The 22488-nt window shown below is 60.0% G+C and carries 14 protein-coding genes and 1 other RNA gene; 6 read left to right on the plus strand and 9 right to left on the minus strand.

The window, feature by feature from the left end:
* Positions 1–542 precede the first annotated feature (542 nt).
* Positions 543–881 carry a YbaB/EbfC family nucleoid-associated protein gene (locus F8N21_RS26880; protein ID WP_150645014.1) on the minus strand — a complete coding sequence of 113 codons (339 nt, stop codon included), beginning with the start codon at positions 879–881 and terminating at the stop codon, positions 543–545.
* A gap of 67 nt (positions 882–948) precedes the next feature.
* The gene (gene dnaX / locus F8N21_RS26885; protein WP_150645015.1) at positions 949–3015 is read right to left on the minus strand and encodes a DNA polymerase III subunit gamma/tau; all 2067 of its coding nucleotides are present in this window, start codon (positions 3013–3015) and stop codon (positions 949–951) included.
* A gap of 145 nt (positions 3016–3160) precedes the next feature.
* Here dnaX and F8N21_RS26890 point away from each other — a divergent pair, with 145 nt between their 5' ends.
* Together F8N21_RS26890 and F8N21_RS30610 are read left to right on the plus strand one after the other, a co-directional pair.
* Entirely contained in the window at positions 3161–3934 is a 774-nt protein-coding gene (locus F8N21_RS26890) for a substrate-binding periplasmic protein (RefSeq protein WP_150645016.1), read from the plus strand.
* Between the two features lie 1151 nt (positions 3935–5085).
* A complete protein-coding gene (locus F8N21_RS30610) occupies positions 5086–5226 on the plus strand; it encodes a hypothetical protein (RefSeq protein ID WP_191624413.1) in 141 nt (46 codons plus the stop codon).
* Positions 5227–5679: 453 nt separating this feature from the next.
* Here F8N21_RS30610 and ffs read toward each other — a convergent pair.
* From ffs to F8N21_RS26930, 6 genes are all read right to left on the minus strand, one after another.
* Positions 5680–5776, minus strand: an RNA gene (gene ffs / locus F8N21_RS26905) — signal recognition particle sRNA small type.
* 134 nt (positions 5777–5910) lie between these two features.
* The gene (locus F8N21_RS26910; RefSeq protein ID WP_150645017.1) at positions 5911–7077 is read right to left on the minus strand and encodes a putative zinc-binding metallopeptidase; all 1167 of its coding nucleotides are present in this window, start codon (positions 7075–7077) and stop codon (positions 5911–5913) included.
* A 279-nt stretch (positions 7078–7356) separates the two neighbouring features.
* A complete protein-coding gene (gene ligA / locus F8N21_RS26915) occupies positions 7357–9714 on the minus strand; it encodes an NAD-dependent DNA ligase LigA (RefSeq protein WP_150645018.1) in 2358 nt (785 codons plus the stop codon).
* A gap of 235 nt (positions 9715–9949) precedes the next feature.
* A complete protein-coding gene (zipA, locus tag F8N21_RS26920; RefSeq protein WP_150645019.1) occupies positions 9950–10801 on the minus strand; it encodes a cell division protein ZipA in 852 nt (283 codons plus the stop codon).
* Positions 10802–11057: 256 nt separating this feature from the next.
* Positions 11058–14546 carry a chromosome segregation protein SMC gene (gene smc, locus F8N21_RS26925; RefSeq protein ID WP_150645020.1) on the minus strand — a complete coding sequence of 1163 codons (3489 nt, stop codon included), beginning with the start codon at positions 14544–14546 and terminating at the stop codon, positions 11058–11060.
* 2 nt (positions 14547–14548) lie between these two features.
* Positions 14549–15208, minus strand: a complete 660-nt coding sequence (locus tag F8N21_RS26930) for a GntR family transcriptional regulator (RefSeq protein WP_150645021.1) — start codon at positions 15206–15208, stop codon at positions 14549–14551.
* A 305-nt stretch (positions 15209–15513) separates the two neighbouring features.
* Between F8N21_RS26930 and xdhA the strand changes: the two genes are divergently transcribed.
* The 4 genes from xdhA to guaD all read left to right on the plus strand — a co-directional run bounded on the left by xdhA (position 15514) and on the right by guaD (position 21658).
* Positions 15514–16968 carry a xanthine dehydrogenase small subunit gene (gene xdhA, locus F8N21_RS26935; protein ID WP_150645022.1) on the plus strand — a complete coding sequence of 485 codons (1455 nt, stop codon included), beginning with the start codon at positions 15514–15516 and terminating at the stop codon, positions 16966–16968.
* Positions 16961–19360 (plus strand): xanthine dehydrogenase molybdopterin binding subunit, encoded by a 2400-nt coding sequence (gene xdhB / locus F8N21_RS26940; RefSeq protein WP_150645023.1) that lies wholly within the window; start codon positions 16961–16963, stop codon positions 19358–19360. The genes xdhA and xdhB overlap by 8 nt, the downstream gene beginning before the upstream one ends.
* 141 nt (positions 19361–19501) lie before the next feature.
* A complete protein-coding gene (gene xdhC, locus F8N21_RS26945) occupies positions 19502–20344 on the plus strand; it encodes a xanthine dehydrogenase accessory protein XdhC (protein WP_150645024.1) in 843 nt (280 codons plus the stop codon).
* Positions 20345–20353: 9 nt separating this feature from the next.
* Positions 20354–21658, plus strand: a complete 1305-nt coding sequence (guaD, locus tag F8N21_RS26950; protein WP_150645025.1) for a guanine deaminase — start codon at positions 20354–20356, stop codon at positions 21656–21658.
* A 163-nt stretch (positions 21659–21821) separates the two neighbouring features.
* On the opposite strand, the gene F8N21_RS26955 is transcribed toward guaD, so the two are convergent.
* The coding region (locus F8N21_RS26955; protein WP_150645026.1) for a GntR family transcriptional regulator at positions 21822–22488 on the minus strand (667 nt) is incomplete at its 5' end.

Raw genomic sequence — 22488 nt, forward strand, 5'->3', positions numbered from 1 at the left:
GACCGGAGGCGATGCCCCCTGATGAATGCCGGAGCGAGGGAACACCGAGCCTAGGCGAGGTGCCGGACGCTGGGGCGAAGCCTTTTGGTTACTTTTTGGCGTCTGAAAAAGTGACACGCCGTAAGGGCGGAACCATAAGTCGCCGTTACCGCAGGAATGGATATGTACACCGACCAAACGCCAAGATCAAAAGATCGCAACCTTCGGCAGCTCCTACAGGGCGTCTGGAAATAGTCGCCGTAAAGGCGGAACTATTAGTGCCGTTACCGCAGGAATGGATATGTACACCGACCAAACGCCAGGATCAAAAGATCGCAGCCTTCGGCAGCTCCTACAGTGGGATTGGGTACATCCGCGAGAGCGGGCAAGCCAGTTCCCACAGTGGATCGATGTACATCCACGAGAGCCAGGCCGGCTGTCAGGCCGCATTCGCGGGCAAGCCCGCGAATGGGTCTGGCAGGCACAGAAGATTTCAGTCTACAAAAAAAATGCCAGGCTCAAGGCCTGGCATTCTTAGTGTGCATCCCACTCGCCAAAACGACCTAGAACGGCAGCTTCATGCCCGGTGGCAATTGCATGCCGGCGGTCATGCCAGACATTTTGTCCTGGCTGTTGGCTTCGATCTTGCGCACGGCGTCGTTGACGGCGGCGGCGAACAAGGCTTCGAGCATTTCCTTGTCATCTTCGTTGAGGCCTTCAACGATGCTTGGGTCGATGCTGACGCGCTTGACGTCGTGACGACCGGTCATGACCACCGTCACCATGTCGCCACCGGACTTGCCGGTCACTTCGGCGTTGGCCAGTTCTTCCTGCATCTTGGCCATTTTTTCCTGCATCTGCTGTGCCTGCTTCATCAGGCCGGCCATGCCACCTTTCATCATGGGAATCACCTCAAAAGTACTTGGATAAAAATAGCGCTCGGCCCGTCAGGCCAGGCACCTTCAGTTATTAGCCCTGAGTGACCAGAGCCTCGACAGGTTCAATAGTATCGTTACGGATCACCGCGCCGAACTGTTGCATCATTTGCTGGATGAACGGATCACCGTGGATCGACTCTTCGGCCTCGCGCTGGCGCTCGTTACGGCGTCGGGATGCGGCCTGGGCCGGAGTTTCCTGCTCGGGCTTGATCAGCTCTATGCTCACCGTCAACGTGCGTTGATGATACTGGTTCAGCGCATCGTTCAAGCGTCGCTGCTGGGTCGCATTGAACAGTGCGCTGTGGGCCGGGTCCAGGTGCAGCAGCCAATGATCGCCATCGACCGCCATCAGCGTGCAGTTGGCGGCGATGCTGCCGGTCATGCCGGAAATCGGCAATTTCGGAAACAGTTCCAGCCATTCCAGGGCCAGGCCGGTGGCCGGTTTCAGCGCCGGGGCGGGCTCAGGTTCCGGCGCCGGCTCGGCGGTGTGTTCACTGGCCAGTTCATCCAGATAGCTGTAGGCCGAATCCATGTCCGGCTCAATGTAGTCTTCATCCAGCGGCGGCTCGTCATCCTGGTCCATGCCCGGAGTGGCCGCATCGACCTCGGCTACCGACGGCTCAGGCACCGGCGCGGCTACCCATTCGGGAGCATCCGGCACCGCGCTGTCGGGCGTCGGTCCAGGCATCGCGGTCAATTCAGGCTGCTCGGCGGCGGTCTCGAGCATCGGCTCGACCGCCGGCTGTTGCTCGATGACCGGTTCTACCGGGTCGTTCCACGGCAGATCCACGACTTCAACGGCGACCACCGCAGGTTCCACCACCGGCGGTGTGATGAGCGGTTCCGGTACTACCACAGATGCGACTGGTTCAGGGGCCGGTGCAGCGACCGCAGCGGCACTGGCAGCGACCACCGGCGCAACCACAGGCGCGGCAGCCACGGAGTTTGCGGAATCAACTGTGGCCTGGCTGATCCCTACTGGCTTTAGCGGTTGCCTGGGCGCCTCCGTGCTGTCTGCCGGGCGGAAGGCCAGCATCCGCAACAGGACCATTTCAAAACCACCACGGGGGTCTGGCGCCAGCGGCAGGTCGCGGCGGCCGATCAGGCCCATCTGGTAATAGAATTGCACATCTTCGGCCGGCAAGGCCTGGGCCAGCGCCAGCACCCGGTCGCGGTCGCCCTGGCCGTTGTCGACGGCTTCAGGCAGGGCCTGGGCGATGGCGACACGGTGCAACACATTGAGGATTTCCGAGAGCACGCCATTCCAGTCCGGCCCTTGCTCGGCCAGATGGCGCACCGCTTCGAGCAGCGCCCGGGCATCGCCATCGAGCAATGCCTGCAACACGTCGTAGACCTGCCCGTGATCCAGGGTCCCGAGCATCGCCCGGACATCGGCGGCCATGACCTTGCCTTCACCGAAAGCGATCGCCTGATCGGTGAGGCTCATGGCGTCGCGCATCGAACCATCGGCCGCGCGGCCCAGCAACCACAATGCATCCTCTTCGAACGGTACGTTCTCGACCCCCAGGACATGGGTCAAATGCTCGACCACCCGCTCCGGAGTCATGTTTTTCAAGGAGAACTGCAGGCACCGCGAAAGAATTGTTGCAGGAAGTTTCTGCGGATCGGTGGTGGCCAGGATGAACTTGACGTGGGGCGGCGGCTCTTCAAGGGTTTTGAGCAGCGCATTGAACGAATGGGTGGACAGCATGTGCACTTCGTCGATCAGGTAGACCTTGAAGCGCCCGCGGCTCGGCGCGTACTGCACGTTGTCCAGCAGCTCGCGGGTGTCCTCGACCTTGGTCCGGCTCGCGGCGTCGATTTCGATCAGGTCGATAAAGCGCCCTTCGTCGATCTCCCTGCACGCCGAGCAGGTGCCGCACGGCGTCGAGGTAATACCTGTTTCACAGTTCAGGCATTTGGCAATGATCCGCGCGATGGTGGTCTTGCCCACCCCGCGGGTGCCGGTAAATAAATAGGCATGGTGCAGCCGCTGGCTGTCCAAGGCATTGATCAGAGCCTTGAGCACATGGGTCTGGCCGACCATTTCGCGGAACGAGCGCGGACGCCATTTACGTGCAAGAACCTGATAACTCATCGAAAACCGTCGCAACTGGGAAGCGGAAGCGGGTAATGCTAGCGGAGCAAGGACGAAATTGCATCCGGTGTGCTCTTCTAATCTGGCTAAGCTGCTCTTTGAATGGCATTTTGTCGAGCCTTGTCGTGGTCTTGCGGGAGCGTTTATGCATTTAGCCTGGGCCGCTTTGCTGCTGGTCAGCGCAAACGGTTTTGCCGCGCAGGCCCCGCTGCGTTTCGCAGTGACCGACAGCTGGGCCATGCCCATGGTGCAAATTGAACGCGACCAGCCGACCCAAGGCATTTTGCATGACATAATGCTCAGCCTGGCAACCCAGGTCGGCCGCCCTGCCGAGTTCCACGTGCTGGCTCGCAGCCGGGTGCAAAGTGCCATGGAACGCGGCGAGATCGATGTGCGTTGCTATGCCGCGCAATCCTGGCTGCCCAACCAGTCAGGCGACTACCTCTGGAGCATTCCATTGCTGTTTCAGCGCGACCTGCTGGTCAGCAGGCAAGACCTTCCCGCGCTGGTAGTGCCCTCGAGTCTGCCTAAACAAAATATCGGCACGGTGCTTGGTTACATCTACCCAAAACTCCAGCCGCTGTTCGACAGTGGCCAACTGCAGCGCGACGATGCACGCAATCAGGAACAGGTATTGCAAAAACTGATGGCCGGTCGCTATCACTATGCAGTGACCAATCAATGGACCCTGGACTGGTTCAATCAAAAGCTTTTACCTGCCGATCAGCTACGCGGCGTCGCCGTCCTGCAGGAGCAAAACGTCGGCTGCTATGTGCGCAACGACCCGAAACTGCCGGTGCAACTGATTCTGCGCACCCTGCTGCGAATGAAGATGTCCGGCGAAATCGATGCCATCATCAAGCTCTACACCGGCACTGATGTGCCGCTGCAAGCGGAGCCAACCGCCCGCCAGCAGTGAACGTCAAAGCGCGGGCGTAACGAGTACGAATGCGAAAAGAAGCTTTGCTGTAACACTTTGGTGTCACACCCATGGCCTACCTGATCAAGCGCGGAGCGCTCTACTACCTCAATCTCAAGCTGCCCAAGCACCTCTTCTCGAGGTGTCACACTTTGCGTTTAAGCCTGAACGCCGCCTCACTCGCCCAGTAAATCCACAGCCACCTGAATGAATACCCCATGGCAGACCTTCAGACGCTGCGTAGGCTGTGTTCGGAGTGGCGAGACTCTGCCCCTTCGCCAACGATCCAACCTGATGCACGGAAGGCACCAACCAATGCCGTGAAGCGAAACAGCGACGGCCCCACCCTGGCCACTCTATCCAAGCTGTATATAGAAGAAGGAAAGCGTGGTGGCACATGGCGAACGGTCAGCACCACAAGATCGCAAGCTTCTACGTCGAGAGCGAGAGTGGTGCATCTCTCCAGTTCCGTGGACAGACCAGTTCGGGACCATCAAGCGCGGCACCTCTCGCAGATATCTGCCGACGAGCGGTCTTGAAATTCGCCCCTTCAAGCCTAAGCTCACGTCACGTCACGTCATGTAATGTCATTATCATGTCGCATAGACTTTGGGGCCCTAGGAAATCCCCACCCGGTTCGAAGGAGCCGATCTAAAAATAAAAAACTTCATGATTCATGAGTTATTGCTTTTTGCGGACTGCGAGAAAGAGGATTTTTCCAGACCTTCTTGGGGTGATAGAAATGAAAAAAATTATTTTAGCTGCACTTGTCTCTTGTGCAGCACCGATCGCACACGCTGATATAGGCGCTTTTGCCGGCATAACTTATGCATTTGGCTCAAACACTGGCATAGGCCTTACACTTCATGCAACTTCTACCAGGGATGAAAATAGCGCTATCGCGGCGGCAGGTATTAGCTACTATCCCTTTGCCGCCACCCCAATGTTTGGGCTCCCCGTGGGTGTAGGCTACCAAGGCAAAAATGCAGCGGCTATCGTTAGTTATGACCTCCTACTTAATCAATTCGCTATTGCTGGCGGTTACGCCAACACCCGTAGTAACGAAAATAACGATGAGGGAGCGGCCACCACATCGACACCCGCCCCCACATCAGGAGCATCCCAGCCAGGAACGGGAACAGGAACCGGTGGTGGAACTGGTGGAGGAACTGGAGGTGGAACTGGAGGTGGAACTGGAGGTGGAACTGGAGGTGGAACTGGAGGCGGAACTGGAGGAGGAGGAGGAGGTGGCGGTGGCGGTGGCGGTGGCGGTGGAACTGGAGGAGCAGTAGCAATTATTAATAATAGCCAGCAACTAGGTACAGAATGAACTTTCACGTTTCGAGGCCATTATGCGTGGCGGCTCCTGAGAGCAGTGTCAGTACGACACGACATTGTTCACCGCAACGGTAAGTCCTTTCCGGGAGATCAGCACCGACTAGATATGAGGGATGTTGCTCGTGACCGATATCCAAGATCGTGGCTCAGATGATGTGGTGGACCACGTTATGGACTACCTCACCTCGACCTTAACCAGCGAACGACCACCAAGGACATAGCCGCCCTGTCGCAAAAAGGAAAAGGAAGCTGAACTTACGAGCTTGGGGTTCGAGTGGATCAGCTGAAACAGACGCGATAGCATACCGCTTATGGTGCACCACTTTGGTGTACCTAAACGCTGTCACACTTCGAGTTTTTTTACTGATAAATCCTTGAATAATCAAGGACTTAGAGATAGGTGGTAACCCCATCAGCCACACCCCGGCACACAATGTCACCGCTGCGGCTGCTCCCTTCCAGGCCTGACCGGGTTCACGGCTGATCGTTGCGGGGGGACCGATGGGGTCACCATAACGACGCTCGCCAGTGGCGAGCCGCGCCATTGTACCGATCTGACGAGAACTTACAACCGTCTATTGGGATTAAAAAATATGAGCAGGGTCAAGGACCTGCGTTGCTCTGCGATCTTTGTTTTTTTAATGATCCTGCACCGCCTCATCCGCCCGCCCGCCCTCCTGCTGGATGACCAGGTGAATGAAATGCAGCTTGGCAATAACCGGCGGCGGCAGGACAAAGGGATAGAAATCCGCCTGGCCCATGCTGCGTGACAGCTCATTGAGCATGCCGGCCAGTTCGATCCAGGCGTTGACGAAAGACAGGAATGCCGCGCCACCGGGATGCTGCGGATCGTAGAGGGTGTCGAGGGCGAAGGGCTGATAGTCGAAGTCCATCTGCCGCGCGCTCATGCCAAAGCCCAGCGCGGTGTCGACCGCGTCCATCATGTGCAGGTAGTGAGCCCAGGTTTCTGCCCAGTCTTCCCACGGATGCATGCTGGCGTAGGCACTGACGTAGCCCTGCTGCCAGTCGCCCCGCGCGCCCTGCTGGTAGTGCCGTTCCAGCGCCTGGGCATAGTTGGCGCGCTCGTCACCGAACAGGCTGCGACAGGGTTCCAGCCAGTGGCTGTTGGCGATCAGCCGGTCCCAGTAGTAATGCCCCACCTCATGACGAAAATGCCCGAGCAAGGTGCGATAGGGTTCGTGCAGCTGCACCCGGATCTGCTCCCGATGGGCGTCGTCGGCCTCTTTGATATCGAGGGTGATGAGGCCGTTGGCATGGCCGGTGGTTGGCGATTTGCCTTCGAGGTCGACTCCGATGAAATCGAAGGCCAGCCCGGTTTCTTCGTCCAGGGTTTTCGGGATCACTTGCAAGCCCAGGCTGATCAACTGTGCGACCAGACGCCGCTTCGCCGTTTCGACCTTGCGCCAGCGCTCGGGGTTCTCGGTAATCGACAGATCGGGGATGGTGTGGTTCAGGCTACAGGCTACGCACAGCGCAGCATGGTCGTTGGCCGGCAACAGCCAGTTGCAGGCGGCCGGGGAGTCGAGGTTGGCGCAGCGGCGAAATACCCCAGCCTCGGGATCGGCATCGAGTAGCCAGGTAGCCACCTGTGGGCCGGGTTGCAGCGAGGACAAGCGACTCTGCTGCGGCTGATAACCCAATGCCGCCGAACAGGCCAGGCACTGGCTGTTGCGAAAGAACAATGCCTGCCCGCAGCGACAGTGCCAAAGCTTGCTGTTGCGACTGCTCTCGCCCATCAAGGGTGCAGCGATGCGCGAGCTGAGTTGTTCAAAGAAGCGGTACATGGCGATCTCTCCCTGGGGCTTGCCAAGACTAGATCATGGTTGAGAGGCAAGGGTTCCACGGTTTTCAGGGAACTGCGCAGCCCAATGTGGCGAGCGCCGAACCTGTGGCGAGGGGGCTTGCTGTGGCGAGGGGGCTTGCCCCCGCTGGAGCGCGAAGCGGTCCTAAAATCAGCTATCGAGATTCTTCAGTTAGAACGCATCGGCCGATTTTACGACTGCTGCGCAGCCGAGCGGGGGCAAGCCCCCTCGCCACAAATGCATTCCAGTCACAAATATGCGCTACACCGAAATGTTGTGCTTGCCCAAAAACTCGACAAACGCCTCTTCGTCCAGCACCTTCAAACCCAGCTCATTGGCCTTGACCAACTTGGAGCCGGCACCGGGTCCGGCCACTACGCAGTGGGTTTTCGCCGATACCGAACCCGCCACCTTGGCGCCCAGGCTTTCGAGTTTGTCCTTGGCGATGTCGCGGCTCATCAGTTCCAGGGAGCCGGTCAGCACCCAGGTCTGGCCGGCCAGCGGCAGACCTTCGACGACTTTCCGTTCGCTGTGCCAATGCATGCCGAAGTCTTGCAGCTGCTTCTCGATCGCCAGCGCACGTTCAGCGCGCTCGGGGTTATCGAAGAACTCACGCACCGCCTTGGCCTGCTTCTCGGCAAGCGCCTGGCGCATGTCCAGCCAGTCGGCGTTGATCACGCCTTCGAGCGAGCCGAACTTGTCGGCCAGTTTCTGCGCCCCGCCCGGCCCGACCGAGGGAATATGCAGCTTGTCGATCAGTCCTCCCAGGGTCGTGCTGGCTGCGAACTCCGCGCCCAACTCGCCCTGGTCCTGGATCTCCAGGCCGCGAGCCAGCAACTGCTCGATAACGGTTGTGTTGTGCTGATCCTGGAAGAAGCTGTGGATCTCGTAGGCGACTTCCAGCCCGACATCCGGCAAGTAGGTCAATACTTCCGGCAACGCCTGCTGAACCCGTGCCAGTGACGCCAGTGAGCGCGCCAGCACCTTGGCGGTTTCCTCGCCGACATCGGGAATGCCCAGTGCGTAGATAAACCGCGCCAGACTCGGTTTTTTGCTGTCGGCGATGGCACTCAACAGGTTCTTGCTGGAGAGCTCGGCAAAGCCTTCGAGGTCGACGATCTGTTCGAAGCTCAGGGTGTAAAGATCCGCCGGCGAACCTACCAGGCCTTCATCCACCAATTGCTCGACGCTCTTCTCGCCCAAGCCTTCGATGTCCATGGCGCGCCGCGAGACGAAATGGATGATCGCCTGCTTGAGCTGTGCACCACAGGCCAGTCGGCCGACGCAGCGATAGACCGCGCCTTCGCTGACGGTTTCGCGCCCCTTGCTGCGTTTCACCAATTGCGTGCGTTCGACATGGGAGCCGCACACCGGGCAGCTCTCGGGAATCTGCACCGGGCGGGCGTTTTCCGGGCGACGCTCGCTGACCACTTGCACCACTTGCGGGATCACATCCCCGGCACGGCGGATGATCACCGTGTCACCGATCATCAACCCCAGACGGGCTACTTCATCCATATTGTGCAACGTCGCATTGGAGACGGTAACGCCCGCGACCTTGACCGGCTTCAAGCGCGCCACCGGCGTCACGGCGCCGGTGCGACCCACCTGGAACTCCACATCGAGCAGCTCGGTGAGCTCTTCCATCGCCGGGAATTTATGGGCAATCGCCCAGCGCGGTTCGCGGGCCCGGAAGCCGAGTTCGCGCTGCGAGGCCAGGCTGTTGACCTTGAACACCACCCCGTCGATTTCATAGGCCAACGCATTACGCCGCTCACCGATATCACGGTAGTAGTCCAGGCACTCGTCGATGCCCTTGGCCAGTTTCAGTTCGCGACTGACCGGCATGCCCCACTTTTTCAGTTGCTGCAGATTGCCGATATGGGTATCGGCGATGTCGGCCGAGACCTGGCCCAGACCGTAGCAGCAGAACTCCAGCGGACGGCTGGCGGTGATCTTCGAATCCAGCTGGCGCAGGCTGCCGGCAGCGGCATTGCGCGGGTTGGCGAAGGTCTTGCCACCGACTTCCATTTGCGTGGCATTCAGCCGCTCGAAACCGGCCTTGGACATATAGACTTCGCCGCGCACTTCCAGGGTCGCGGGCCAGCCGGTGCTCTGCAACTTGAGCGGGATATTGCGCACAGTTCGCACGTTGACGCTGATGTCTTCACCCGTGGTGCCATCGCCGCGAGTGGCGCCGCGTACCAGTACGCCATCCTGATACAGCAGGCTGACCGCCAGGCCATCGAGTTTTGGTTCGCAGCTGTATTCCACCGCCGCGCCAGCGCCGAACAAATCGCCGGCCGGCAGGTCGAGACCCTCGGTCACCCGGCGATCGAACTCGCGCATGGTGCTTTCGTCGAAGGCGTTGCCCAGGCTGAGCATCGGTATTTCATGACGCACTTGAGTGAAGGCCGAGAGCGCCGCGCTGCCGACCCGCTGAGTCGGTGAATCGCTGGTTACCAACTCGGGATGTTCTGCTTCCAGCGCCTTGAGCTCATTGAACAGCCGATCGTATTCGACGTCCGGAATGCTCGGCTCATCGAGCACGTGGTAGCGGTAGTTGTGCTGATCGAGCTCAGTGCGCAACTCTAGAATGCGGTTTTCGGCGACGGTCATGGGTGTTCTCTCATAAAGCAAAAGAGCAGCCGAGGCTGCTCAATCTTGTAAATACTGTGGCGAGGGGGCTTGCTTGTGGCGAGGGGGCTTGCCCCCGTTCGGCGGCGAAGCCGTCGTAATCCTGCAAACGGGTTTTACCTGACACAAAGGGGTGGCTGGTTCTGGAGCCGCTTCGCAGCCCAGCGGGGGCAAGCCCCCTCGCCACAGAAAGCTCCCTCGCCACAGGTACGGTGTATCAGCGCTTGTGGGTCAGGGCGCGGCGTTCGAATTCGACGATGCGTTGACGGTAATGCTCAATAGTCTGGGCGGTCAGTACGCTGCGCTGATCGTCCTTCAGCTCGCCATTGAGCTCTTGCGACAGTTTGCGGGCAGCGGCAACCATCACCTCGAAAGCCTGTTTCGGATGACGCGGGCCTGGCAAGCCAAGGAAGAAGCTCACCGCCGGAGTGCTGAAGTGATCGATATCGTCCAGATCGAACACGCCCGGCTTGACTGCGTTGGCCATGGAGAACAGGACTTCGCCATTGCCAGCCATGCTTTCGTGACGGTGGAAGATATCCATCTCGCCAAAACGCAGACCGCTTTCCAGAATATTCTGCAACAGCGCCGGGCCTTTGAAGCCATCGGAATCGCGGCAGATCACGCTGATCACCAGGACTTCTTCCGCTTGCGGCTGCTCTTTATCCTGAGCTGCGCTGGAGGTTCGGGTTTCATCCGGGAAGTCATCATCACGGCTGCTGAAGCTCGGGCCGCCATCCAGGTCCAGATTGAGGTTCATGTCACCCTGAGACGGTTCGCCGCCACGCTTGCCACGCTTGGAGCCCAAATCACGGCCCTCGCGGGCAGGCATGCTCACCGACGGCAGGTCATGCTCGTCCAGTTGCGGTTCCTTATGGGCATCCAGCACCCGCGGCGGGCCCAGCAGTTCGGCACTGGTGTCCTCGTCGGGCAGATTGGACAGGCTGCGGTCCAGGCGAAATTTCAGCTTGCCCTTACCACCGCGCATGCGGCGCCAGCCGTCAAAAAGAATACCGGCAATAACTATGATGCCGATGACTATCAGCCACTCGCGCAGACCGATTTCCATGTAATCCCGTGCCTCTATAAAAAATGCTGATGATTAAAGGGCTTAGCAAGCTGCAAACCCCTTTAAAACGTGGCGCCAACTCTATGTTCTGACAGGCGTTTTGCCCACGCGTACGAAAAATTGACATTAAACTAGCACGACCCAAGATAACTTTACACCGTCTGTCGCAATGGCTTCAGCCAATATGTCGATTGGCCAGCAAGTCGTGAAAGAAAAACATCCTACATCTCTAGGAAATCATCCTACACACAAAGACTTACGCTTCCACCATTGCCATCGCCTCCTCGACATCAACTGCCACAAGGCGTGAACAACCGGGCTCGTGCATCGTCACCCCCATCAACTGATCAGCCATTTCCATGGCGATCTTGTTGTGGGTGATATAGATGAACTGCACCGTCTGTGACATTTCTTTCACCAGCCGGGCATAGCGCCCTACGTTAGCGTCATCCAGCGGTGCGTCAACTTCGTCGAGCATGCAGAATGGCGCCGGGTTCAACTTGAAAATGGCAAATACCAGGGCCAGCGCGGTCAGTGCTTTCTCACCGCCAGAGAGCAAATGGATGGTGCTGTTCTTCTTTCCGGGCGGACGCGCCATGATCGTCACCCCTGTATCGAGTAGATCTTCGCCCGTCAGTTCCAAATAAGCGCTGCCACCACCGAAAACTTTTGGAAATAATGCCTGTAAACCGCCATTGATCTGATCAAAGGTATCTTTAAAGCGATTACGGGTTTCTTTATCGATCTTGCGAATCACGTTTTCCAACGTGTCGAGAGCCTCGACCAGATCGGCATCCTGGGCATCCAGATAACGTTTACGCTCGGATTGCTGCTGGTACTCGTCGATGGCTGCGAGGTTGATCGCGCCGAGGCGCTGAATTCGCGCGGCAATCCGTTCAAGTTCTTCTTCGGCGACTTTTTCGTTGATCTCGGCATTTAACGTGGCAAGTACGCCGTGCAAGTCGTAGCCGTCCTCGAGCAACTGATCCTCGAGGGTCTTGCGCCGCACCGTCAGCGCCTGCCATTCCATGCGCTGCTGTTCGAGCTGGCCACGGATCAGCTGCGACTGCTGCTCGGCCTGGTTGCGGCGTTTCTCGGCATCGCGCAGTTCGCGGTCGGCGTCTTCCAGGGCGATTTGCGCGGTCCTGAGCTCTTCGTCGACCGTCATGCGTTTGTCGAGCAGTTCTTCGAGCTTCAGACGCAACTCTTCGAGGGGGGCTTCCCCCTCCTCCAGATTGAGGCTGAGCTGTTGGCTCTTTTCGTTCAGACGCTCGGACTGTAATTCGAGCCGTTCCAGCGCCTGACGGGTGGAATCATGCTGAGCCTTGAGCGAACCCAGGCGCACCGCCAGTTGATGAGCGTGATCCTTATGCTGGCGGGCTTCCTGGCGTACCCGGTCCAGGCGCTCACGCAAACTGTCACGCTGGGCCAGCAACAATTCGCGTTGTTCGGTATCGACCGCCATGCTGTCGAGCGCATCCTGCAATTGCAGGCGTGCCTCGCCAACCTGTTCGTGCTCAAGGGTGCGCTGTTCGCCGAGCTCGCCCAGTTCCTCATCGAGCCGCGTGCGACGAAAAGCCAGCTGTTCGGCCTTGGCCTTGCCGGCGGACAACCGGGCTTTCAACTCACCCTGCTGACGCGCCTCGTCCTGCAGCAAGCGGCGTAAATGTTCACGGCCATTTTCCTGCTGACGCTGCTGTGCACGCAGGTTCTGCAATTGGGTCTCGAGCGCTTCCACGGTCGCTTCACGCTCGTCGCGCTCATCGCCTAGCCGCTGGATTTCCTGGCCTCGCGCCAACACCCCGCTTTGCGCTTCGCTGGCGCGTCGCACCCGCAAAAAGTGCCGACCCAGCCAGTAGCCATCGCGGCTGATCAGGCTTTCACCGACCGCCAATTGGCCACGCAAGGCCAGAGCCTGGTCAAGGGTTTCCACCGGCCTGACCTGTCCCAGCCAGGGCGACAGATCGATCCCGGCTTCGACCTTGTCGAGCAGACTGCCCGGCACGCGAATGCCGTCACTGCCGGGACTCAACAGGCGCAGGTCACCCTGCTGGAAGCCGGCCAGATCGAACCCGGCAAAGTCGTCGACCAACACTGCTTGCAGGTCAGCACCCAGCACGGTTTCCACCGCCAGCTCCCAGCCGCTGTCCACCTTCAGGCTTTGGGCCAGTCGCGGCCGTTCCGTCAGCTGCTGCTCTTGCAACCATTGCGCGGTACCGGTGCCCGGGTCGAGCGCGGCTTGCTGCAAGGCTTCCAAAGAAGCCAACCGACCGTTGAGGCGCTGCAACTCGCCTTGAGCCTGTTGCTGTGCCTGGGTCGCCTGCTGCAACTCCTGGCGCAATTGCTCCAGGCGCTCGACTTGCCCCTCCTCGCTGGCCTGCAAATCCTCCAGCGTCATCTCGCTGGCGGCCAGTTGCTCGCCGAGCTCGAGAATCGCCGCGTCTTGCGGATCGGCCGCCAGCAATGCACGCTCTTCAGCCAGCCGGCGTTGCCGATCGGCCAGGCGTTCCATGCTGGTTTCCAGCTGCTGGATCCGCGATTGCTGAACCTCGGCCTGACGGCGTGGCTCGGCGGAGCGCAGGTTGAAGGTGTCCCACTGCTCCTGCCAGCCATGCATGGTGGTTTCAGATTCTTCCAGGGCTGCAGCGGCCTCTTCGGCGGCGGCACTGGTGATTTCCTGCTCGGGCTCGAGCATCTGCAGCTCTTCGCCGAGGGTCGCCAGCAGGGTGCGGTCGAGGCCCAGATGGGATTCGGTTTCCAGCCGCGAACGCTCGGCTTCGCGCAGGTCGTCCTGCAACTGGCGCAAACGCTGCTGACCGTGCTGGATGCTCTGCTCGACCCGGGCAATGTCGCCGCCGACCGAATAGAAGCGCCCCTGCACCAGATTGAAGCGCTCGGAGAGGTCATGGTGACCGTCACGCAGCCGCTCGATACTCGCATCGGCATTGCGCTGATCGGCCACCAGGGCTTCGAAGCTGACTTCCTGGGTGCCGATAATCGACTCGCGCTGGCCCACCTGCTCGCTCAAGGCCTGCCAACGCAAGGCTGACAGCTGCGCCTTGAGCTGACGTTCTTCGGCTTTATATTCCTGATACTTCTCGGCGGCCTGGGCCTGGCGATGCAGACGCTCGAGCTGGCGTTCCAGCTCTTCGCGCAGGTCAGTCAGGCGAGCGAGGTTTTCATGGGTGCGACGGATGCGGTTTTCGGTCTCGCGCCGACGCTCCTTGTATTTGGAAATCCCCGCCGCTTCTTCGATGAAGTTGCGCAGGTCTTCGGGCTTGGCCTCGATCAGCTTGGAGATCATGCCTTGTTCGATGATCGAGTAGCTGCGCGGGCCAAGGCCGGTGCCGAGGAAGATATCGGTGATGTCACGACGCCGGCATTTGCTGCCGTTGAGGAAGTAACTGTTCTGACTGTCGCGGGTCACTTTGCGCCGAATGGAAATCTCCGCATACGCCGCGAATTCCCCGACCAGGGTGCCATCGGAGTTATCGAAAACCAGTTCGATGCTGGCCTGACTCACCGGTTTGCGGCTGGTAGAGCCATTGAAGATGACATCGGTCATCGACTCGCCACGCAGGTTTTTTGCCGAGCTCTCGCCCATCACCCAGCGCACGGCGTCGATGATATTCGACTTGCCGCAACCGTTGGGCCCGACCACCGCCGCCATATTACTGGGGAAGTTCACCGTGGTCGGGTCGACGAAGGATTTGAACCCCGCCAGTTTGATGCACTTGAGCCGCATGCTCAGGCGGCCGTCAGCGCAGACAGCACCAGATCACAACTGCGCTGGGCGTAGGCCGTGAGCACGACGCGAATCTGCGGCAAATCACGGGCCAGCACGGCGGCCAGCAGTCGCTCGAACAATTCCAGGAACTCGCTCATCTCGGCCTTGCGTTGCTCCAGCGCGAGGTAATACGCACGGCTCATGGCCGGTTGCAGGTTCTCTACGGTTTCCTGCAGGTATGGGTTGTTCGCGAAGGGGTACGCCGCACGCATCACATTGAAGCTGTCTTCGACAAAGGCTTGAATGTCCTGGCGCTCGTAGCTGGCGACCAGACGCTGCTGGATTTGCAGGAACGGCGCCATATCGGCCTGAACCGCCCAGCCATTGGCCACGGCATTGCCCAGCAGGATGTACAGCTCGCTCATCAGCGCGCACAGGCTCTGCACCTTGTGCGCGCTGAGCTCGGTGACATGGGCACCGCGTCGCGGCAGGATCGCAATCAGGTGGCGGCGTTCGAGAATCAGCAATGCTTCGCGCACCGAACCGCGGCTGACATTGAGGGCCAGCGTGACCTTCTGTTCCTGGATGCGCTCCCCGGGTTTGAGATCCCCGCGAATGATACGTTCGGCGAGGTGGTGAGCGATTTGCTCGGCGAGGCTGTCCGGCGCCTTGAACGTCATGGTTTTCCTTCCAAACTCTTCGATCGGTACAAGCGGCGCAGTGTAACCCAGTTGCCGGGTAATGGCGCAGGGCGCTGATTGTAATGGCCAGGGGGCTGAATTTGGCACGAAATCCGCAGAAAAAACATTCAAGAGCCATGCAAAGGCAACCTATCCCGAGAGGGTCAATAATAAACAGAGGTGTCGTTAATCGGCAAAATTGAATTTCCTGACCTTTAAGTCAGAAAAACATTGACCGAAAAGTCAGACATGACTAAATTCGGCTCAAGTCGGTTAACAACAATAATGAGTCTGCGAGGCCTTCCGTGATCCAGTTTTTACTAAACCAGGAACTCCGTAGTGAGCACGCCCTGGACCCGAACCTGACCGTGCTCAATTATCTGCGCGAGCACCTGGGAAAATCCGGCACTAAAGAAGGCTGCGCCAGCGGTGACTGTGGCGCCTGCACCGTGGTCGTCGGCGAATTGCAAACGGCCGACGACGGCCGCGAGCACATTCGCTATCGCAGCCTCAACTCGTGCCTGACCTTCGTTTCGTCGCTGCACGGCAAACAGCTGATCAGCGTCGAAGACCTCAAGCATCAGGGCCAGCTGCACAGCGTGCAGAAAGCCATGGTCGAGTGCCACGGCTCGCAGTGCGGTTTCTGTACGCCGGGTTTCGTCATGTCGCTGTTCGCCCTGCAAAAGAACAGTGACCAGCCGGACTCCCACAAGGCCCACGAAGCGCTGGCCGGCAACCTCTGTCGCTGCACCGGCTATAGGCCGATCCTCGCCGCTGCCGAACAGGCCTGCTGCGGCAAGCAGACTGACCAGTTCGACGCCCGCGAAGCCGAGACCATTGCCCGCCTGAAAGCTATTGCGCCGACTGCAACCGGCGAGCTGAACAGCGGCGACAAACGTTGCCTGGTGCCCTTGACCGTCGCCGACCTGGCCGACCTTTATGAAGCCTACCCGCAAGCCCGTCTGCTGGCCGGCGGTACCGACCTGGCGCTGGAAGTGACGCAGTTCCACCGCGCCCTGCCGGTGATGATCTATGTGGGCAACGTCGCCGAAATGAAGTGCATCGAACGCTTTGACGACCGCCTGGAAATCGGCGCCGCCACCTCGCTGTCCGATTGCTATGAAGCGCTCAAGGCCGAGTACCCGGACTTCGGCGAATTGCTGCAACGCTTCGCCTCCTTGCAGATCCGTAACCAGGGCACCCTGGGCGGCAACATCGGCAACGCCTCGCCCATCGGTGACTCGCCGCCCTTGCTGATCGCCCTCGGCGCACAGATCGTTTTGTGCAAAGGCGAGACCCGCCGCACCCTGGCACTGGAAGACTATTTCATCGATTACCGGGTGACTGCGCGCCAGGAAAGCGAGTTCATCGAAAAGATCATCGTGCCCCGCGCCAGCGCCGAGCAATTGTTCCGTGCCTACAAGGTTTCCAAGCGTCTGGACGACGATATTTCCGCGGTCTGCGCGGCGTTCAATCTGCGCATCGAAAACGGTGTGATCGCTGACGCCCGGGTCGCCTTCGGCGGCATGGCCGCGACGCCAAAACGCGCGAAAAGTTGTGAAGCGCAGCTGCTCGGTTCGCAGTGGAGTTCATCCACGGTGGAGCGCGCTTGCGCCGCTCTGGGCGAGGACTTCACGCCACTCTCGGACTTCCGTGCGAGCAAGGAATACCGCCTGCTCAGTGCGCAGAACCTGCTGCGCAAATACTTCATCGAACTGCAAACACCGCACATCGAGACTCGGGTGACCGCTTATGTCTAATCATCATGCCGTCGAAAAAACTCAGGCGGAACTTGCCGAGCTGTTCGCCCAGGACCTGACTTCCGGCGTCGGCCGCAGCGTCAAGCACGACAGCGCCGACAAGCATGTGTCCGGCGAAGCGGTGTACATCGACGACCGCCTGGAATTTCCTAATCAGCTGCATCTGTACGCGCGGCTGTCGGACCGCGCCCATGCGAAAATCCTCAGCATCGACACCGCGCCCTGCTACGCCTTCGAAGGCGTGCGCATCGTCATCACCCATAAGGATGTGCCGGGCCTGAAGGACATCGGTCCGCTGCTGCCCGGCGACCCCTTGCTGGCCATCGATGACGTGCAGTTCGTCGGCCAGGTGGTGCTGGCAGTGGCGGCAAAAGACCTGGAAACCGCGCGCACGGCAGCCATGGCCGCGATCATCGAATACGAAGACCTCGAGCCGGTACTGGACGTGGTCGAAGCCCTGCGCAAAAAGCATTTCGTGCTCGACAGCCACACCCATAAACGCGGTGATTCGGCCAATGCGTTGGCCACCGCCGAGCATCGGATCCAGGGCACGCTGCACATTGGCGGCCAGGAGCACTTCTATCTGGAAACCCAGATCTCCTCGGTGATGCCGACCGAAGACGGCGGGATGATCGTCTATTGCTCGACCCAGAACCCCACCGAAGTGCAAAAGCTGGTGGCCGAAGTACTGGACGTGTCGATGAATAAAATCGTCGTCGACATGCGCCGAATGGGCGGTGGTTTCGGCGGCAAGGAAACCCAGGCCGCGAGCCCCGCGTGCCTCTGCGCGGTGGTCGCGCACCTGACCGGCCAGCCGACCAAGATGCGCCTGCCACGGGCTGAAGACATGCTGATGACCGGCAAGCGTCACCCGTTCTACATCGAGTACGACGTCGGCTTCGACAGCACCGGCCGGCTGCACGGCATTCAGCTGGAACTGGCGGGTAACTGCGGTTGTTCGCCGGACCTCTCGGCGTCGATCGTCGACCGTGCGATGTTCCATGCCGACAATTCCTATTACCTCGGCGAGGCGACCATCAACGGTCACCGCTGCAAGACCAACACCGCATCGAATACTGCCTATCGCGGCTTTGGTGGTCCGCAAGGAATGGTCGCGATCGAGGAAGTCATGGATTCGATCGCCCGCCACCTGGCGCTCGATCCGCTGGCAGTGCGCAAGGCCAACTACTATGGCAAGACCGAGCGCAACATCACCCATTACTACCAGACCGTCGAGCACAATATGCTCGAGGAAATGACCGCCGAACTCGAAGAAAGCAGCCAGTACGCCGAGCGGCGTGAAGCGATCCGTCGCTACAACGCCAACAGCCCGATCCTGAAAAAAGGCCTGGCGCTGACCCCGGTGAAATTCGGCATTTCCTTCACCGCCAGCTTCCTCAACCAGGCCGGTGCGTTGATCCATATCTACACCGACGGCAGCATCCACCTGAACCATGGCGGCACGGAAATGGGCCAGGGCCTGAACGTCAAGGTCGCGCAGGTGGTGGCCCAGGTATTCCAGGTCGAAATCGACCGGGTGCAGATCACCGCGACCAATACCGACAAGGTCCCGAACACCTCGCCGACCGCCGCCTCCAGCGGGGCCGACCTGAACGGCAAGGCCGCGCAGAACGCCGCCGAGATCATCAAGCAACGCCTGGTGGAATTTGCCGCGCGCCACTACAAGGTCAGCGAAGAAGACGTCGAATTCCACAACGGTCACGTGCGGGTACGCGATCACATCCTGACCTTCGAGGCGTTGATCCAGCAGGCGTATTTCGCCCAGGTGTCGCTGTCCAGCACCGGCTTCTACAAGACCCCGAAAATCTTTTACGACCGCAGTCAGGCCCGGGGTCGGCCGTTCTACTATTACGCCTTCGGCGCGGCCTGCTGCGAGGTGATAGTCGACACCCTGACCGGCGAATACAAGATGCTGCGAACCGACATCCTGCACGACGTCGGCGCCTCGCTGAACCCGGCGATCGACATGGGTCAGGTCGAGGGCGGCTTCATCCAGGGCATGGGTTGGCTGACCATGGAAGAGCTGGTGTGGAATGCCAAGGGCAAACTGATGACCAACGGCCCGGCCAGCTACAAGATTCCGGCAGTCGCCGACATGCCGCTGGACCTGCGGGTGAAGCTGGTGGAAAACCGCAAGAACCCGGAAGACACGGTGTTCCACTCCAAGGCCGTCGGCGAGCCGCCGTTCATGCTTGGCATCGCCGCCTGGTGCGCGATCAAGGATGCGGTGGCCAGCCTGGGCGACTACAAGCATCAACCGAAAATCGACGCGCCGGCCACTCCGGAGCGGGTGTTGTGGGGCTGTGAGCAGATGCGCCAGTTGAAGGTGGCGGAGGCCGTCGAGGCTGAGCCTGAGTTGGCTTCGCTCTAGACCGCGGCGCTGCCATCGCGAGCAAGCTCGCTCCCACAGGGATTTTGTGAACGCCGCTAATCCAATGTGGGAGCGAGCTTGCTCCGGGCGGCGTTCCGACGATGACGGCCGAACAGACACCACAGTTGCAAGAGGTGATACATGAACAACTGGATCGACGCCCTCGCCGACCTGCAAACCCGGGGCGAACCCTGCGTCCTGGTGACCATCATCGAAGAGCTCGGCTCGACTCCGCGCAATGCCGGTTCGAAGATGGTCGTCAGCGCCACCCAGAGCTTCGACACCATCGGCGGCGGGCACCTGGAATACAAGGCCATGCAGCTCGCCCGGGAAATGCTCGCCAGCGGCAAGCAGGACACCCATCTGGAGCGTTTCACTCTCGGTGCCAGCCTCGGTCAGTGCTGCGGCGGAGTCACCGTGTTGCTATTCGAACCGATGGGCCAGGTCCAGGCGCAGATCGCCGTATTCGGCGCTGGCCATGTCGGCCGGGCGCTGGTACCGCTGCTGGCCAGCCTGCCCTGCCGGGTGCGTTGGATCGATTCGCGGGAACAGGAATTCCCCGAGCAGATCCCTCACGGTGTGCGCAAAATCGTCAGCGAAGAACCGGTGGATGAAGTAGACGACCTGCCCGCCGGCAGTTACTGCATTGTCATGACCCATAATCATCAGCTCGATCTGGAACTGACCGCCGCGATCCTCAAACGCAACGACTTCACCTACTTCGGCCTGATCGGCTCGAAGACCAAACGGGTCAAGTTCGAACATCGCCTGCGCGATCGCGGTTTCGACAGCGCTCTGCTGCAACGCATGCGCTGCCCGATGGGCATCGGCGAAGTCAAAGGCAAGCTGCCTGTGGAAATCGCCATCTCCATCGCCGGCGAAATCATCGCCACCTATAACGCGAATTTCGGCCAGCACAGCGCCAGCGCCGAACCCATTGCCAAACTGCTGCCTGCCTCGCGCCGCAGCCAAGCCACAAACTGAGAAACCCCCATGCCTTTGACTCGCAAAGCCTACCGTGCCGCCATCCTGCACAGCATCGCCGACCCTGCCGTGGTGGGGATCGAAGCGTCCTATGAGTATTTCGAAGACGGTTTGCTGGTGATCGACAACGGCCGGATCAGCGCCCTCGGCCACGCCAGCGAATTGCTCGCCAGCCTGGCGGCGGATATTGAAATCACTCACTACCAGGATGCGCTGATCACCCCTGGATTCATCGACACCCATATCCACCTGCCGCAGACCGGCATGGTCGGTGCCTACGGTGAACAACTGCTGGACTGGCTCAACACCTACACCTTCCCCTGTGAAAGCCAGTTCGCCGACAAGGCCCACGCCGAAGAGGTCGCGGGCATTTTCATCAAGGAGCTGCTGCGTAATGGCACCACCACCGCGCTAGTATTCGGCAGTGTGCATCCGCAATCGGTGACCTCGTTCTTCGAGGCCGCCGAACAGCTGGACCTGCGGATGATCGCCGGCAAGGTGATGATGGACCGCAACGCCCCGGATTACCTGACCGACACCGCGGAATCGAGCTACCTCGAAAGCAAGGCGCTGATCGAGCGCTGGCACGGCAAGGGCCGCCTGCACTACGCAGTGACCCCGCGCTTCGCACCGACCAGCACCCCGGAACAGCTGACCCTCGCCGGGCAATTGCTCAGCGAATACCCCGACCTGTACATGCAGACCCACATCAGTGAAAACCTGCAGGAAGTCGAGTGGGTCAAGGAACTGTTCCCGGAGCGCAAAGGCTATCTGGACGTTTACGACCATTACCAACTATTGGGCGAGCGCTCGGTATTCGCTCATGGCGTGCATCTGTGCGACGACGAGTGCGCGCGCCTGGCCGAAACCGGCTCGGCAATCGCCTTCTGCCCGACGTCGAACTTCTTCCTCGGCAGTGGCCTGTTCAACCTGCCAATGGCCGAGAAACACAACCTGAATGTCGGCCTGGGCACCGACGTCGGTGGCGGCACCAGCTTCTCGCTGCTGCAAACCCTCAACGAAGCCTACAAGGTCATGCAAATGCAAGGCGCGCGCCTGAGCCCGTTCAAATCGCTGTACCTGGCCACCCTCGGCGGCGCCCGGGCACTGCGCCTGGAAAACCGGATCGGCACCCTGCAACCGGGCACCGACGCCGACTTCCTGGTACTCGACTACAACGCCACACCGCTGCTGGGCTATCGCCTGAAACAGGCGAATAACATCGCCGAAACCTTGTTTGTGTTGATGACCCTGGGGGATGACCGGACGGTGTTGCAGACCTATGCGGCGGGGAATCTGGTGCATCAGCGCTAAGATTTTCCGGGCATAAAAAATCCCCCGCAATCGTTGGTCGCGGGGGATTTTTTATGGTCTGTCAGAATGCCAAAAGATCGCAGCCTGCGGCAGCTCCTACAGGTGTACGCATTCCCATGTAGGAGCTGCCGCAGGCTGCGATCTTTTCGGCGAGCCCAACAAATCAAAGTTTGGCGGTTGTCCGACCCGGCTTCTTGGTCTGCAATATATGCGAGAACACCGCATGCAGATCGTCCGAGGCGCTGTCTTCGTCGAGGTTGAGCTTGCTGTCGATGTGATCCATGTGATGCATCATCAGGTCCACCGCAAGTGTCGCGTCGCGCGCCTCGATGGCGTCGATCAACTGGGTGTGTTCATCGTAGGAACAATGCGAACGGTTGCCGCTTTCGTACTGGGCGATGATCAATGAAGTCTGGGACACCAGGCTGCGCTGAAAGCTGATCAGCGGAGCATTTTTCGCCGCTTCGGCGAGCTTCAGGTGGAATTCGCCAGAGAGCCGGATCCCCGCCCCACGGTCGCCACGGGAGAAACTGTCGCGCTCGTCGTTGACCATTTGCCGCAATTGGCTCAACTCTTCGGCCGTCGCATGCTGCACTGCCAACTCGGTAATTGCGCGCTCGACCAGACGCCGCGCAAGAAACACCTGGCGGGCCTCCTGAACGCTCGGACTGGCCACAATGGCACCACGATTCGGGCGCAACAAAACCACGCCTTCATGGGCCAGACGCGACAGGGCGCGGCGAATGATGGTGCGGCTGACCCCGAAAATTTCCCCCAGGGCTTCTTCGCTCAACTTGGTGCCGGGCGCCAGGCGCTGCTCGAGGATGGCC

This window comes from Pseudomonas fluorescens, from assembly GCF_902497895.1.
In the GTDB taxonomy this organism is placed as follows: domain Bacteria; phylum Pseudomonadota; class Gammaproteobacteria; order Pseudomonadales; family Pseudomonadaceae; genus Aquipseudomonas; species Aquipseudomonas fluorescens_BP.

Coding starts and splice junctions, on each gene's coding strand:
- dnaX (WP_150645015.1), bottom strand. CDS start 3,015: ATGAGTTATCAGGTTCTTGCACGTAAATGGCGTCCGCGCTCGTTCCGC.
- F8N21_RS26880 (WP_150645014.1), bottom strand. CDS start 881: ATGATGAAAGGTGGCATGGCCGGCCTGATGAAGCAGGCACAGCAGATG.
- F8N21_RS26930 (WP_150645021.1), bottom strand. CDS start 15,208: ATGACGTTCAAGGCGCCGGACAGCCTCGCCGAGCAAATCGCTCACCAC.
- ligA (WP_150645018.1), bottom strand. CDS start 9,714: ATGACCGTCGCCGAAAACCGCATTCTAGAGTTGCGCACTGAGCTCGAT.
- zipA (WP_150645019.1), bottom strand. CDS start 10,801: ATGGAAATCGGTCTGCGCGAGTGGCTGATAGTCATCGGCATCATAGTT.
- guaD (WP_150645025.1), top strand. CDS start 20,354: ATGCCTTTGACTCGCAAAGCCTACCGTGCCGCCATCCTGCACAGCATC.
- xdhC (WP_150645024.1), top strand. CDS start 19,502: ATGAACAACTGGATCGACGCCCTCGCCGACCTGCAAACCCGGGGCGAA.
- F8N21_RS26890 (WP_150645016.1), top strand. CDS start 3,161: ATGCATTTAGCCTGGGCCGCTTTGCTGCTGGTCAGCGCAAACGGTTTT.
- smc (WP_150645020.1), bottom strand. CDS start 14,546: ATGCGGCTCAAGTGCATCAAACTGGCGGGGTTCAAATCCTTCGTCGAC.
- xdhB (WP_150645023.1), top strand. CDS start 16,961: ATGTCTAATCATCATGCCGTCGAAAAAACTCAGGCGGAACTTGCCGAG.
- F8N21_RS26910 (WP_150645017.1), bottom strand. CDS start 7,077: ATGTACCGCTTCTTTGAACAACTCAGCTCGCGCATCGCTGCACCCTTG.